At 60.8% G+C, this 13911-nt stretch carries 12 protein-coding genes; 5 read left to right on the top strand and 7 right to left on the bottom strand.

Features of this window, described 5'->3' with window-relative positions; genetic code table 11:
* Positions 1-88: 88 nt before the first annotated feature.
* The 4 genes from ACJ8PN_RS05920 to phoP form a co-directional block, all read right to left on the bottom strand.
* Complete coding sequence (locus ACJ8PN_RS05920; RefSeq protein ID WP_351107582.1) at positions 89-874, bottom strand: ATP-grasp domain-containing protein; 786 nt, start codon at positions 872-874, stop codon at positions 89-91.
* Positions 875-1145: 271 nt separating this feature from the next.
* Positions 1146-2267: a ribosomal protein uL16 3-hydroxylase gene (locus tag ACJ8PN_RS05925; protein ID WP_004941161.1), complete on the bottom strand. Its 1122-nt coding sequence runs from the start codon at positions 2265-2267 to the stop codon at positions 1146-1148.
* An 84-nt stretch (positions 2268-2351) separates the two neighbouring features.
* Positions 2352-3809: a two-component system sensor histidine kinase PhoQ gene (gene phoQ, locus ACJ8PN_RS05930; RefSeq protein ID WP_025160271.1), complete on the bottom strand. Its 1458-nt coding sequence runs from the start codon at positions 3807-3809 to the stop codon at positions 2352-2354.
* Positions 3810-3814: 5 nt separating this feature from the next.
* Positions 3815-4486: a two-component system response regulator PhoP gene (phoP, locus tag ACJ8PN_RS05935; RefSeq protein ID WP_004941169.1), complete on the bottom strand. Its 672-nt coding sequence runs from the start codon at positions 4484-4486 to the stop codon at positions 3815-3817.
* 379 nt (positions 4487-4865) lie between these two features.
* Between phoP and ACJ8PN_RS05940 the strand changes: the two genes are divergently transcribed.
* Complete coding sequence (locus ACJ8PN_RS05940; RefSeq protein ID WP_351107585.1) at positions 4866-5885, top strand: ADP-ribosylglycohydrolase family protein; 1020 nt, start codon at positions 4866-4868, stop codon at positions 5883-5885.
* A 21-nt stretch (positions 5886-5906) separates the two neighbouring features.
* On the opposite strand, the gene ACJ8PN_RS05945 is transcribed toward ACJ8PN_RS05940, so the two are convergent.
* Positions 5907-6671 carry a GntR family transcriptional regulator gene (locus ACJ8PN_RS05945; RefSeq protein ID WP_171453829.1) on the bottom strand — a complete coding sequence of 255 codons (765 nt, stop codon included), beginning with the start codon at positions 6669-6671 and terminating at the stop codon, positions 5907-5909.
* A 138-nt stretch (positions 6672-6809) separates the two neighbouring features.
* Between ACJ8PN_RS05945 and pdxR the strand changes: the two genes are divergently transcribed.
* The 3 genes from pdxR to ACJ8PN_RS05960 all read left to right on the top strand — a co-directional run bounded on the left by pdxR (position 6810) and on the right by ACJ8PN_RS05960 (position 9613).
* On the top strand, positions 6810-8324 hold the full coding sequence (pdxR, locus tag ACJ8PN_RS05950; RefSeq protein ID WP_351107589.1) for a MocR-like pyridoxine biosynthesis transcription factor PdxR: 1515 nt from the start codon (positions 6810-6812) through the stop codon (positions 8322-8324).
* A gap of 116 nt (positions 8325-8440) precedes the next feature.
* Positions 8441-8893, top strand: a complete 453-nt coding sequence (locus ACJ8PN_RS05955) for a GNAT family N-acetyltransferase (protein ID WP_442534708.1) — start codon at positions 8441-8443, stop codon at positions 8891-8893.
* 15 nt (positions 8894-8908) lie between these two features.
* On the top strand, positions 8909-9613 hold the full coding sequence (locus tag ACJ8PN_RS05960; RefSeq protein ID WP_171453831.1) for a GNAT family N-acetyltransferase: 705 nt from the start codon (positions 8909-8911) through the stop codon (positions 9611-9613).
* A gap of 51 nt (positions 9614-9664) precedes the next feature.
* Here the strand turns inward: ACJ8PN_RS05960 and purB are convergent, their stop codons facing one another.
* Both purB and hflD read right to left on the bottom strand, forming a co-directional pair.
* A complete protein-coding gene (gene purB, locus ACJ8PN_RS05965; protein WP_016928069.1) occupies positions 9665-11035 on the bottom strand; it encodes an adenylosuccinate lyase in 1371 nt (456 codons plus the stop codon).
* A 22-nt stretch (positions 11036-11057) separates the two neighbouring features.
* Complete coding sequence (hflD, locus tag ACJ8PN_RS05970) at positions 11058-11684, bottom strand: high frequency lysogenization protein HflD (protein WP_004941196.1); 627 nt, start codon at positions 11682-11684, stop codon at positions 11058-11060.
* Positions 11685-12015: 331 nt separating this feature from the next.
* Between hflD and kup the strand changes: the two genes are divergently transcribed.
* Positions 12016-13884: a low affinity potassium transporter Kup gene (gene kup, locus ACJ8PN_RS05975; RefSeq protein WP_015377607.1), complete on the top strand. Its 1869-nt coding sequence runs from the start codon at positions 12016-12018 to the stop codon at positions 13882-13884.
* Positions 13885-13911 lie beyond the last annotated feature (27 nt).

Below are 13911 nucleotides of genomic sequence, written 5' to 3' on the forward strand. Positions count from 1 at the left end.
CGGCCAGCATCACCTGGTTATTCACACGATGGAGTTTTTTTAGGATACACTTGGCCTTACTTATAACCACTCGAATTTAATGGGGTGGTTAACCGCCTGCTATACAAAATGCAGTAACCAGGTCTGCAACGCTCCACTCTTTGGTATCTGATACCTGGCCATCGCCTATTTCGATTAGGCGCAATTCGCCATTGGCATTTTTGGCGATATCGATCGAATAAAAAGGCGTTTTAATACGCGATGCGATCTGATGAACGATGTCAGGTATTTCACCATCGGCGGAAAAAACCTGGCTGTTAATCGAAAAGTATCGGCGCTCACTGTCGTCAAACAAGTTTTCAAAGCGTCTTAAGCTAACGCCGCCTTCAAGCTCCCCTCTGTAATGCATAATCAGTTTAAGAACCTCTCTGATTTCAGCGGCATTGTGAGCTACCGAGCCTCGGGATGTGGTCAGCGATTTCACATAATCCTTAACAAAGTAGGCGGGCCAACAAAGTTGGGTGACCAGAGTGTCGAAATCTGTATCAGCCGTGGTGAGCACGGTCTCTGCGGTATATGACTTACATGGCTCATACCAGCCGGTTATATGGTGATTACGCAAATACTCATCCGGGGACTCAAGCATTTCCCCTCCATTAGCCGTTACCGCACGGTGCAACTGGCGATATTCCTCTGCATTCAACATCCAACCACGCCAGATTACCGGTACGCCTGGTTCAAAGCGGCCCGAAAAACGGGTTTTTCCTAATGCTGCGGCTTCTGAGGAAAGTAGAAAACAGCGTATTCCTCTATTTTTGGCGCAGGTAAATTCTTCGGCAAAATTTTCATCCGGTCTGCCTTGGTTTGAATAATCATCAGGATAAATAATTTGCATGGATAACACCTTGTATTAATTAGTATTGTAAGTAATTCAGTGAATGGCCTTAAAAATAACGTCAGTGGGACTGAGAAGCAATGGTTTGTTTGATTTCATGTGGTATGCATTACTTTCAAAATAATAATGATAGGGGCATTCGTGTGGTGGATAAATTGAGGTCTCGATAGAAACATATTGTTGAGGGCGGGCCAGCTTTTTCCACCCTAAAGAAAAGGCCCGCATAAGCGGGCCGGTAGACATGTTCAACAGAGGCCACAGCCCCGAGAACTCAGTCGTTAAAGTACCAATAGCCGCTGTTGACCAGCGCGGTCAGCAGCGCCAGGAATGACGGATCATCCACCGCGTCGCCGAGCAGGGCGGCATCGACGCTGAAGTGCTGGCACAGGGCGTCTGCGGCCTGCAGCTGGTCGGTGTCGATCAGCTCGCCGTTGACGAAGCAGCGATCGCCGACGCGCAGCACGCGCAACCCACCCAGGCGCTGCAGCGCTTCACCCTGTTGCAGCAGTTCGTAGATTTCCCCGGCCTGATACGGCGGCTCCGGCGGCGCCAGATCCAGCTCGTGGCGCGACTGGGAGATAAACTCGCCGAACCAGTGCTGGAAGTGTTCCGGCTGTTGCACCAGATCCAGCATCATCTGCCGTAAGGCGTCCACTTCCTGCGGCAGGATCTCCGCCGGGTGTTCGCGCAGTTTAACGTCCGGATCGCCGTAGCGTTTGCTGCCCAGCTCGCGCGCCAGCACGTAATCGGCGAAGCCGCTCACCAGCTCACGGCCGTTCGGCGCGCGGAAGCCCACCGAGTAATTGAGCGCGTTTTCCAGCGCGTAGCCTTCATGCGGGAAGCCCGGCGGAATATAGAGAATGTCGCCCGGCTCCATCTCTTCATCGATGATGGCGTCGAACGGTTCGACCTGCAGCAGATCCGGGTGCGGGCAGTGCTGTTTCAGCGGCGTTTTTTCCCCGACGCGCCAGCGGCGGCGGCCGGTGCCCTGAATGATGAACACGTCGTACTGATCGAGGTGCGGGCCGACGCCGCCGCCCGGCACCGAGAAGGAGATCATCAGGTCATCCATCCGCCAGTCCGGCAGTTGGCGGAACGGGCGCATCAGCGCGGCGGAAGGCTCATGCCAGTGGTCCACCGCCTGCACCAGCAGCGACCAGTTGTTTTCGCTCAGGTGGTCGAAGCTCTCGAAGGGGCCGTGCGCAACCTGCCAACGGCCGTCCTGGTGGCTGACCAGACGGCTGTCCACTTCGTTTTCCATCGCCAGCCCGGCCAGCTCATCCGGGGAGATCGGATCGATAAAGTTTTTGAAGCCGCGCTTCAGAATCACCGGACGCTTTTGCCAATAACGTTGCAAAAAATCGTTCCAGTCCAGATCTAATTGATAATCCATGTTCTATTCCAGGATAGGGGAGTGAGCCTGAGTGCGATTATAACGGAAGTTTGGCCCCGTGGATCGGGGCCGCAGCGGCATAATTTACTCGTTGTGGTGGGTGTCGTGCTGGCGGGCGAAGGTGACCTGCATGCGCGCGCCGCCGAGCGGGCTGTCGCTGATGACGATTTCGCCGTCGTATTGCTCGATGATCTCCGCCGCCACCGACAGGCCAAGGCCCTGACCGGGCCGCAGGGTATCCACCCGCTGGCCGCGCTGGAAAATCAGCTGGCGCTTGCTTTCCGGGATGCCCGGGCCGTCGTCGTCGATAACGATAGTGAGGTTTTTCTCGGAGTGCAGCGAGGTGATCTCCACGAACTCGAGGCAGTATTTGCAGGCGTTTTCCAACACGTTGCCCATCACTTCCATAAAGTCGTTCTTCTCGCCCATAAAGGTCACTTCCGGCGAGATGTCCAGCGTGATCACCACCCCTTTGCGCTGGTAAACCTTGTTCAGCGCCACCACCAGGCTGTCGAGCAGCGCCGGCACCGAGTGGATCTCGCGCGTCAACACCGTTTGGCCGGAGTTGATGCTGGCCCGGTGCAGGTAGTAACCGATCTGCTGCGAGATGCGCCCGATCTGATCCAGCATGATCGGCTCGGCTTCTTCGATGGTGGTTTGCTTGCCGCTGCGCAGCGAGCGCAGGGTGCTTTGCAGCACCGCCAGCGGCGTTTTCAGGCTGTGGGTCAGATCCGACAGGGTGGTGCGGTATTTGGTGTAGCGCTGGCGCTCGTTGCGCACCAGAATGTTCAGATTGCGCACCAGTCCGCGCAGCTCGCTGGGCGGATTTTCGTCGAGCTGATCGCGCTCGCCGTTCTCCAGCTCGCCCACCTGATTGACCAGCGCCTTGATCGGCCGCAGGCTCCAGTAGGCCGCCAGCCACAGCAGCGGCACCACCAGCAGCAGGTTGGCCAGCAGCACGTAGCTGAACCACTCCCACACCACGTCTGAGCGCTGCAGCTCTTGCGGAATGCTGTCGACCACTACGATGGTCAACGCCGGCAGCCGCGCCGTGGCGGCATAGGTATTGACCGCCACCGAGTGGGTCAGCGCGTTCTGATCGGTATCGTCGTAATTCTTCAGCTGATCCTGCGCTTTGGGGTTGTCCCCCAGCACTTCGCTACTGATGCGGGTATCGGTGTCAATTTCGTAGAAGCCGGACTCCTCCAGCCATTCTTTGTTGATCAGCTTCTCGAGCTCCGGCACTTTGCGCTGGCTCCACAGCAGGTTGCCTTTATCGTCGTAGATAAATACCAGCGTGGGAAAATTGAGATCGATATCGGGAGGAATGGCGATGGTGAGCTTGTTGTCTTTCCACTGCGCCAGGCTGAAGAACAGGTTGCTCTCGCCGCGCAGCAAACGGAAGGCGGTCTTGTCGAAGCTGACGATGTAGCCGACGACCGCCACCAAACCGTAAGAGAGCGACAGCGCCAGGATCACCCCGGCGGTCGCCATCAGGAAGCGGGCACGCAGCGAAAACGGTTTTTTATTCTTGTTGAACATCATGTTCACTTCGCGTCAAAACGATAGCCCTGGCCACGTACCGTGGTGATCACTTCATGCGGGTATTCCGCCTGCACTTTCTTGCGCAAGCGGCCCATCAGCACGTCGATGGTGTGGCTTTCGCGCAGTTCGGCGTCCGGGTAGAGCTGCAGCATCAACGAATCCTTGCTCACCACCTTGCCGGCGTTGCGGATCAGGGTCTCGATGATGGTGTATTCAAAGGCGGTCAGCTTGATTTGCTGATCGTTGACGCTCAGTTCGCGGCGCGACAGATCGATCTGGAATGGTGGCAGCACGATCACCTGCGAGGCCAGGCCGCTGTTGCGGCGCATCAGCGCCTGCATGCGGGCGATCACTTCTTCCAGGTGGAACGGCTTGGTGACATAGTCGTCGGCGCCGGCTTCCAGCACCGCCACTTTGTCCTGCCAGCTTTCGCGGGCGGTCAGCACCAGGATCGGCAGCTTGGTCTGATGGGCGCGCCAGCGGCGGATCAGGCTCAGGCCGTCTTCACCCGGCAGGCCGAGATCGACGATGGCGATATCCGGCGCGTGCTCCTGCAGGAAATAATCGGCTTCCTTGGCGTCTTCGGCCGCGTCGACCTGATGGCCCATCTCGCGCATCTGAACGGAAAGGTGGTGACGCAGCAAACCATTATCTTCAACAACCAGTACTCGCATGGCGAACTCCTGTGACTATGCGGGTGAACGTCCTGTCACCCACGCGATAAAAGGGAACACGCTCTGCGGCGTGTCGGGGAATAACGCGGCCACCTGAACCATTTTGACAAAAAGTGCTGAGGCTATGGTAGGTATAACCCGCCCGGCTCGCAAGAGAGCCGAAGCAATGTATTAAAATAAGCGTTATCAATTTGTTCGCCGACATTATCGACAAGCTCTGATAAACGTCGGATAAACAGCGGCGGGGCAACATTAAACGCAACTTAAACGCCCCAGGCATTGCCCGCGAAAGGGAAGTGTGAGCCGGGGCGCTTGATAAGCTTTAAAGGTACTAATAAGGTATTATTGAGGCAACGGTACATTTTCTCAGGAGCGACGGATGAAGCAGTTAACCCAGGCAGAACGCATAGCGGGCGCACTTTACGGACAGATGCTGGGCGACGCGCTCGGCATGCCTTCCGAGCTGTGGCCGCGCGAGCGGGTTAAGCGCCATTTCGGCTGGATAGACGGCTTTCTCGATGGGCCGGCGGAGAACACCGCCGCCTGTTACTTCAAGGCCGGGCAATATACCGACGATACCGCGATGGCGTTAGCGCTGGCCGATGCGCTGCGGGAAGCGGAAGGCGAGGTGGTGCCGGAACTGATCGCCCGCAACGTGATCCGCTGGGTGGACAGTTTTGACGCCTTCAACAAGAACATTCTCGGCCCCAGTTCCAAACTGGCGTTGAGCGAGCAGAAAGCGGGCACGCCGATCGCCGCGTTGGAAAACAACGGCATCACCAACGGCGCGGCGATGCGCATTTCGCCTTTGGGCTGCGTGCTGCCGTCTGCGCCGCTGGAGGGGTTCTGTCAGCAGGTGTGGCTGGCCTCCAGCCCGACGCACAAATCCGACATCGCCGTCGCCGGTGCCGTGGCGATCGCCTGGGCGGTTTCGCGTGCGGTGGAGGGGGCTGACTGGGCCTCGATTCGCCTGGCGTTGCCGGGCGTAGCGGAGTATGCCCAGCGCCGGCAGGAGACGACGTTCAGCCCCTCGCTGGCGGCGCGCATTGAGTTGGCGTTTCAGGTGGTGGATGAGGCCACCGATCCCGAGCAGGCCTCTGAGCGGATATATCAACTGATCGGCGCCGGGGTGAGCACCATCGAGTCGGTGCCGGCAGCGCTGGCGATGGTGCAGCTGGCGCAAACCGATCCTACCCGTTGCGCGGTGCTGTGCGCCAACCTGGGCGGCGATACTGACACCATCGGCGCGATGGCCACCGCTGTCTGTGGTGCGCTGCACGGTGCAGAAGCGATCGAACCCGGATTGCTGGCGGAGTTAAAACGGGTGAATCCGCTGGACGTTGAGGCGTATGCCCAGGCGTTCGTGCGTTTTCGCCGCCGCCGGCAGGGTGAGGCGTGAGCCGCCGCAAGGTGCAACGGGTCAGCTTTCGCTGGTAAATTCGTACATGTCGCTGCGGCAGAAGCTTTCGCTGTATTCGACAGGCTTCTTGCGGTGGTCGAACAGCGTCTGGCGCACGATCAGCAGCGGCATCGGTTCTGATAGCTGCAGCGTCCGGCGGATATCGTCGTCGGCCATCGCCGCGCTGACCTGGCTGCGCAGCGAGCCCATCTCCACATTATTGCGCCGGAAGTAATCGTAGAGCGAGATGCCAATCTCGTCGATGTTGGCAATCGCCGCCGCCACCACGTAGGACACCGCCACCGACATCGGCCGCCGATCGATAAAGTGAATGCGTTTGAGTTGGTAGATCGGCGCTCCAACCGCCAGCTGGAGCCTTTCCGCCAGTTCGGCGCTGGCCGGCACCCGCTCGCGGCTGATCCATTGCGTGTCCGGCTGACGCCCCTGTTGCGTCGCCTCGCGCGAGAACCCTTTGATGTCCGCTAAGGAATAGCGCAGCTTCGGCGCGGGCCGTTGCGGCTGGATGAAGGTGCCGTAGCCGCGTGAACGGCCAATGATGCCGTCTTGCTCAAGGCAGGCCAGCGCTTTGCGCACCGTGATGCGCGAGATGCCGAGCCGTTCGGTGAACAGGCGCTCGCTGGGCAGGAAATCCCCCGCGCTGAGCAATTCTTGCTCGATAGCCTGGCGCACCGAGGCGTTAAAGCGCAGATACAACGGCATCGCGCCCGCGCTGGCCAGATCCTGCAGCAGTTTTTCCAGCAGACGCTGGTTGATCTCCTTGCTCATAGCTGACGGAAGTCCTGTAGCCGCAATGCGATGGCTTATTTAAGGGGATTTCGCCGGGCAGCGCAACTGCCGCCGCCGCTGGGAGGAAATGAGATAGAGTAGTGTGTAATTGCCCCAGGCTCGGAGAAACAGACGCCCATGAGTGACACCCCACAACACGCGGACGACGCGGCAATCCTGACGGCCTTCACCCAGCAGCGTCAGCAGGGGCTGACCCGACGTTCGGCGCTGCATCAGACCCTGTTGCGGCTCATCACCGCCGGGGAACTGCCTTGGCGGGCGAAGCTGCCGCCGAGCCGCGCGTTGGCGGCCCGGCTGGCGGTGGCGCGTGACACGGTGGAGCAGACCTACGCGCGGCTGGAGGCGGAGGGATACATCAGCCGGGCGGTGGGGCGCGGCAGCTATGTGCGTTATCGCTGCGATACGCTGCTCGGCCGTGAACTGCTGGCGACGCAGGCAGGCCAGGAGGCGCAGTTGGCGGAGCGCGAGCTGAGCGATCGCGGCCGGGCGCTGCTGGCGGTCAGCCATACGCCGCACACCAGCCGTCAGGCGTCGCTGACGCCCTCGCTGGCGGATCTGCGGGCGTTTCCCATCGATTCGTGGCTGCAGTGGGAAAAGCAGGCGCTGCGGCGGCACGGCGAGCGGCTGTTGGGCTATGCCGATCCGCAGGGCTTGCCGGAGCTGCGTGCGGAGATCGCGCACTATTTGCAGCGGGAGCGGGGCGTCAAGGCGACGGCGGAGCAGGTGATCGTGGTCACCAGCTCTCAGCAGGCGCTGGCGCTGTGCACGCAGGTGCTGTTCGATCCCGGCGATGCGGTATTCGTCGAAGAGCCGGGTTACCAGGGGGCGAAAAAGTTGGTGCAGTCGGCGGGGCTGCAGGCGCGGCCGATCGGCATCGATGAACAAGGGCTGGACGTCGGGCAGCTGATGCAGGCTGCGGGCGGCGGGCGGGGCGTTTACATCACGCCATCCCATCACTACCCGCTGGGATACTCGCTGAGCCTCGAGCGGCGCCTGGCGCTGTTGCAGTGGGCCCAGCGCCGGCGGGCCTGGATCATCGAAGACGATTACGACGCCGAGTTCAACTACGATCGACAAACCAAGGCGGCGCTGCAGGGGCTGGACAGCGGCGGGCGCACGCTGTACATCGGCACCTTCAGCAAGACGCTGTTTCCGGGGTTGCGCATCGGTTTCATGATCGCGCCGCCGCAGCTGGTGCGGCCATTGGTCGCCGCCAGGCAGTTTCAGGACGGCTACACGTCGGCGCTGGCGCAGATGACGCTGTTCCACTGCCTGCACGAGGGCGGCTACGCCGAGCATCTGCGCAATATGCGCACGCTTTACAAGGCGCGGTTGGATGTGCTGTACGACGCGGTGTATCGCCATCTCGCGCCCTGGACGCGCCCGGCGCTGCCGCAGGGCGGGCTGCAGCTGGTTTGCCCGCTGGCGGATGCGGCGACGGAGCGGCGGCTGGTGGCGGCGGCGGCCGAACGGGGCATCCGGCTGTACGGCCTGGCGGACTTCTACACCGGCGCGCCGCAGCGCGGGGCGCTGGTGCTCGGTTTCTCGGCCTATACGCCGGACGAGATCGTGCGTTTTATCGCCACGCTGGCGCAGGTGTTCAACGCGCTGCCGCGGGAAAACGGCGGTTAAAATTGGTCTGCTCGACGTTTTGAATTGGTCCGTATTACGCCGTCGCTGAGCGGTGTATTCTGCCGCTATTCGGTTATTTCCCTAATGGAAATAATATCTTAACCCCGTGAGGCGCTATGAACCCATCAAATCGTGAAGTGACCATCCGCAGAATCAATGGCGACGACAGAGCGCAATGGCTGGCGTTGTGGCAGGGCTATCTCGACTTTTACCGCGCCGAGGTGGCGCCGCAGGTGACCGATCGCACCTTCGAATGCTTGGGGCAGGATGAACAGGTGTACGGGCTGGTGGCGGAGGATGCCGACGGCCGGCTGCTGGGGCTGATGAACCTGGTATTCCATCCGTCCACCTGGAGCGCGGTGGGCTATTGTTATATCGAAGATCTCTATGTGTCGCCGCAGGCGCGCGGCCATAAAGTGTCGGAAAAACTGTTCGAACAGGCGTATCGGCTGGCGGAGGCGCGCGGCAGCGATCGGGTCTATTGGATGACCCAGGAGTACAACGCGCCGGCGCGTTCGCTGTACGACAAAATCGGCAGAAGAAGCTCGTTTATCGTGTATACCCGTTAACCGCAGGAGGCGCGTATGGCAATGAATCGTTATGGTCAGCCGATTGGCGAACCGATGCCGGATTGGCAGCCCGCTCGCCGCCCGGGCGGCGCAACGCTCGGTGGGCGTTTCTGTTCACTGGCGCCGCTCGATCCGCAGCGGGATTACGCCGCGCTGTATGACGCTTTCCAGCTGGCGCCGGACGGCCGCGACTGGACCTATCTGTCTATCGAACGGCCAGACACGCCGGCGGCGATGCTGCAGCATCTGGAGACGCTGCAGGCCAACCCGGGGCTGGTCAATCTGACGGTGTTCGACGCCGCCAGCGACGCGCCGGTGGGGACGGTGGCGCTGATGCGCATCGACGAGGCCAACGGCGTGCTGGAGATCGGCCACGTCAGCTGGTCGCCGTTGATGAAACAGCGCTCCAGCGCCACCGAAGCCATCGCGCTGCTGCTGCGTTACGCCTTCGACACGCTGGGCTATCGCCGCTGCGAGTGGAAGTGCGACAGCCACAACGCGCCGTCGCGCCAGGCCGCGCTGCGCTTCGGCTTCCGTTACGAGGGCAACTTCCGCTTTGCGGTGATCGTCAAGGGGCGCAGCCGGGATACCGACTGGTTCGCCATCACCATTGACCGTTGGCCGGCGGTGCGGCAGGCGCTGGCGCGTTGGCTGAGTGCGGACAACTTCGATGCGCAGGGGCGGCAGATTGCCCGGCTGCAGGTGTTGCGCGGCGAATAATAAGCAAAAAGGCGGCCCGTTGGCCGCCTTGTCGTTGTGGGTCTAACGCGCTTACTTCAGCTCGTCGACCAGGGTGGTGGCGCGGCCGATATAGTTGGCCGGGGTCATCGCCTTCAGACGGGTTTTCTCTTCTTCCGGCAGCGCCAGGCCATCGATGAACGCCTGCATGCCGGCGGCGTCCACGCGCTTGCCGCGGGTCAGCTCTTTCAATTTTTCGTAAGGCTTCTCGATGCCGTAGCGGCGCATCACGGTCTGGATCGGCTCGGCCAGCACTTCCCAGTTGTGATCCAGTTCGTCCAGCAGGTGCGCCTGGTTGACTTCCAGCTTGCTGATGCCCTTCAGGGTGGCCTGATAGGCGATCAGCGCGTAACCCAGGCCCACGCCCAGGTTACGCAGCACGGTGGAGTCGGTCAGGTCGCGCTGCCAGCGGGAAACCGGCAGTTTGCCCGCCAGGTGGCCCAGCACGGCGTTGGCCAGCCCTAGGTTGCCTTCGGAGTTTTCGAAGTCGATCGGGTTGACCTTGTGCGGCATGGTGGAAGAACCGATTTCGCCGGCGATGGTCTTCTGCTTGAAGTGGTTCAGGGCGATGTAGCCCCAGATGTCGCGGTCGAAGTCGATCAGAATGGTGTTGAAACGCGCTACGCAGTCGAACAGTTCGGCGATGTAGTCATGCGGTTCGATCTGGGTGGTGTACGGGTTCCAGGTGATGCCGAGTGAGGTGACGAACGCTTCGCTGAACTGATGCCAGTCCACTTCCGGGTAGGCGACGATGTGGGCGTTGTAGTTGCCGACCGCACCGTTGATTTTACCCATGATCTCCACGCGCTCCAGTTGGCGGTACTGGCGCTCCATGCGGTAAGCCACGTTGGCGAACTCTTTGCCGACGGTTGACGGGGTCGCCGGCTGGCCGTGGGTGCGTGACAGCAGCGGGATATCGCGGTATTCCTGCGCCAGCCCTTTCAGCGCGTCGATGATCTTGCGCCAGTAAGGCAGCACCACGTCCTGACGGGCGCTTTGCAGCATCAGCGCGTGCGACAGGTTGTTGATGTCTTCGGAGGTGCAGGCGAAGTGGATGAACTCGGACACCGCGTGCAGCGCAGGCACCGCCGCCACTTTTTCCTTCAGGAAATACTCGACCGCTTTCACGTCGTGGTTGGTGGTGCGCTCGATGGTTTTGATGCGCTGAGCGTCTTCTTCATTGAATTCCGCGACAATTTTGTCGAGGAAAGCGTTTGCGTCGGCGTCAAAAGCGGGAACTTCCTTGATTTCTGCGCAGGCGGCCAGTTTTTGCAGCCAACGTACTTCAACCTGTACGCGGAATTTCAGCAGACCGTATTCGCTGAAAATGGGGCGCAGTGCGCTGACTTTATCACCGTAGCGTCCATCAACGGGGGAAACGGCGGTCAGTGAGGATAATTCCATCGGTAGCAACTCCTGGGATCGATTAACAATGAGCAACGATATTTTGCGCCTGCTTGAACAGACGATTACGGGAAAACATTAACTGCAGGCGGCTGCCGCCGACCTGTTGCCACAGCACGGCGGCGCGAATGCCGGCCAGCAGCGTGGCGCGAACCTTGGCCTGCACCTGCGGATTCTGCAGGATGGCCGGCGAGCCGGTCACCTGGATGCGCGGCCCGAGCGGGCTGACCACGTCGACGTAAATGCCGGCCAGCGCGCTGATGATGGTGTCCGACTCAAGATCGAAGTGCGCCAGCTGGCGTTCGAGCTGGCCGAGGCGTTCGCCGAGCGTGTTCATCGCCTGTTTGTTGGCGTTGAGCTTGCGCTCCAGCACCATCAGGCTGATGGTGTAGCGGGTCAGTTCCGCGCCCGGCCCTTTGTTGTTGGCATTCAGCACGCCCATCAGGGTTTCGAGGCCGACCATCAAATTGCGTTCTTCGCCGCCGAACACCGCCAGCGTGGAGGGCGGATCCATTTGCAGCAGGCTTTTCAGCGAGGTCTGAAACGCTTCGCGGTTGCATTGCCCTTCATGGGCCAACTGCTGAACCAAACGCGCCGACTGGCTGATACCCGCCATGGCCAGCGTGATGTCATAATAATTCTTCGCCACGATGACTCCTGTAAACGCGGTGAACGGTACATGGCTTACTGCATAAGGTTGTGTGTATCGCAGGGGTAACGGCGGCGGCCGCGAACGGTAACGATCGGGCGTGGCTGTAACAACGATGACAACGAATGCCGCGGATCATGCCACAAAATCGAGGGTAAACCCAGCGTCTAATACGTCTGCGGTGAGGCGGAGGCGCCGTGCGGCGCAGAACTGCGCAAATAGGCGACGAAAATCGCCGGCGCGGCGGCGCGAACTTATTGTTGCTGCGGCAAATAAAGTGCGGCGGCTGCATCTATACTGCCAACGTGAACCCTCAAATAAAGACCTTTATATGCACGTAAAAAACAAGCAGCCACTGCCGGCGGTGACGCTGGCGGCCATCGGCGTGGTGTACGGCGATATCGGCACCAGCCCGCTGTATACCCTGCGCGAATGCCTGACGGCGGAGGAGGGCATCACCCTGACGCCGGCCTCGATTTACGGCTTTTTATCGCTGATTTTCTGGCTGCTGACGCTGGTGGTTTCCATTAAATACATTTGTTTCGTGATGCGCGCCGACAACGACGGCGAGGGAGGCATTCTGACGCTGATGTCGCTGGCGATCCGCAAGCTGGATGCGCGCTGGGTGCCGGCGGCGGTGCTGATCGGGCTGGTGGGCGGCAGCTTCTTTTACGGCGATGGGGTGATCACCCCGGCCATTTCGGTGCTCTCGGCCATCGAGGGGCTGCAGATTATCGCCCCCGAGCTGGACAGCTTTATCGTACCGCTGTCGCTGTTGGTGCTGACCGCATTGTTCGCGATCCAAAAACGCGGCACCGGCAGCGTCGGCAAACTGTTCGCCCCGGCGATGGTTATCTGGTTCCTGACGCTGGCGCTGCTGGGCCTCGGCGGCATTTTGCATCACCCCGGCGTGCTGCGGGCGCTGAACCCTTACTGGGCGGTGAATTTCTTCCTCGAATACAAGGCCGTGTCGTTCTTTGCGCTGGGCATGGTGGTGCTGTCGGTCACCGGCGCCGAAGCGCTGTACGCCGATATGGGCCACTTCGGTAAAAAACCGATCCGTCTGGCGTGGTTTACGCTGGTGGCGCCGGCGCTGGTGTTGAACTACTTCGGCCAGGGGGCGCTGCTGCTGGCCAACCCGGCGGCGATCAATAACCCGTTCTTCCTGCTGGCGCCGACCTGGGCGCTGATCCCGCTGCTGGTGATCGCTACGCTGGCGACGGTGATCGCCTCGCAGGCGGTGATCTCCGGTGTGTTCTCGCTGACGCGGCAGGCGGTGCGGCTGGGCTACCTGCCGCCGATGCGCATCATCTATACCTCCGATCAGGAATCCGGGCAGATCTACATTCCGGTGGTGAACTGGCTGCTGTTCGCGGCGGTGCTGATCGTGATCGTCAGCTTCAAACACTCCAGCAACCTGGCCTCGGCCTACGGCATCGTGGTAACCGGCACCATGCTGCTGTCGTCGATTCTGCTGAGCATCGTGGCGGTGAAAAACTGGGGCTGGCCGCGCTATCTGGGCGGGCTAATGCTGCTGGTCATGCTGTGCATAGACGTGCCGCTGTTCGGCGCCAACCTGATCAAGCTGGCGACCGGCGGCTGGCTGCCGGTGGCGCTCGGGCTAATCATTCTGCTGATCATGCTGACCTGGAAGACCGAGCGTTCGCGCCTGATCCGCCGATTGCGCGACAACCAGGAAGGGCTGAGCGCGCTGATCGAGTCGCTGGAGAAGGCGCCGCCGAAGCGGGTGCCGGGCACCGCGGTGTTTATGGAGCGCACGCCGCATGCGGTGCCGCTGGTGCTGTTGCATAACCTGAAGCACAACAAGGTGCTGCACGAGCGCGTGGTGCTGTTGACCATCGTCACCACCGACATGCCGTACGTGCACAACGTGCAGCGGGTGGCGATCGAACAGTTGTCGGCGAGTTTCTGGCGGGTGGTGGCGAGCTATGGCTGGCGCGAGACGCCCAACGTGACGGACATTCTTTACCGCTGCGGGCTGGAGGGGATGAGCTTCACCATGAACGAGACCTCGTTCTTCATGTCGCGCGATACGCTGGTGCTGGGCAAACGGCCCTGGTATCTGCGCGTGCGCGGCAAGGTGTTCCAGCTGTTGCAGCGCAACGCGCTGCGGGCGCCGGATCTGTTCGAAATCCCGCCGAACCGGGTGATCGAGCTGGGAGCGCAGGTGGAATTTTGAATAAAAAAAACGCTGCGATAACGCAGC

The sequence above is a fragment of the Serratia sp. CY76391 genome, from assembly GCF_052166695.1.
GTDB classification, from domain to species: Bacteria; Pseudomonadota; Gammaproteobacteria; order Enterobacterales; family Enterobacteriaceae; genus Serratia; species Serratia nematodiphila.

What these genes read in the sequence shown, in the direction of transcription:
- ACJ8PN_RS05920 (WP_351107582.1), bottom strand. Translation starts at nt 874, where the DNA reads ATGCAAATTATTTATCCTGATGATTATTCAAACCAAGGCAGACCGGAT.
- ACJ8PN_RS05925 (WP_004941161.1), bottom strand. Translation starts at nt 2,267, where the DNA reads ATGGATTATCAATTAGATCTGGACTGGAACGATTTTTTGCAACGTTAT.
- phoQ (WP_025160271.1), bottom strand. Translation starts at nt 3,809, where the DNA reads ATGTTCAACAAGAATAAAAAACCGTTTTCGCTGCGTGCCCGCTTCCTG.
- phoP (WP_004941169.1), bottom strand. Translation starts at nt 4,486, where the DNA reads ATGCGAGTACTGGTTGTTGAAGATAATGGTTTGCTGCGTCACCACCTT.
- ACJ8PN_RS05940 (WP_351107585.1), top strand. Translation starts at nt 4,866, where the DNA reads ATGAAGCAGTTAACCCAGGCAGAACGCATAGCGGGCGCACTTTACGGA.
- ACJ8PN_RS05945 (WP_171453829.1), bottom strand. Translation starts at nt 6,671, where the DNA reads ATGAGCAAGGAGATCAACCAGCGTCTGCTGGAAAAACTGCTGCAGGAT.
- pdxR (WP_351107589.1), top strand. Translation starts at nt 6,810, where the DNA reads ATGAGTGACACCCCACAACACGCGGACGACGCGGCAATCCTGACGGCC.
- ACJ8PN_RS05955 (WP_442534708.1), top strand. Translation starts at nt 8,441, where the DNA reads ATGAACCCATCAAATCGTGAAGTGACCATCCGCAGAATCAATGGCGAC.
- ACJ8PN_RS05960 (WP_171453831.1), top strand. Translation starts at nt 8,909, where the DNA reads ATGGCAATGAATCGTTATGGTCAGCCGATTGGCGAACCGATGCCGGAT.
- purB (WP_016928069.1), bottom strand. Translation starts at nt 11,035, where the DNA reads ATGGAATTATCCTCACTGACCGCCGTTTCCCCCGTTGATGGACGCTAC.
- kup (WP_015377607.1), top strand. Translation starts at nt 12,016, where the DNA reads ATGCACGTAAAAAACAAGCAGCCACTGCCGGCGGTGACGCTGGCGGCC.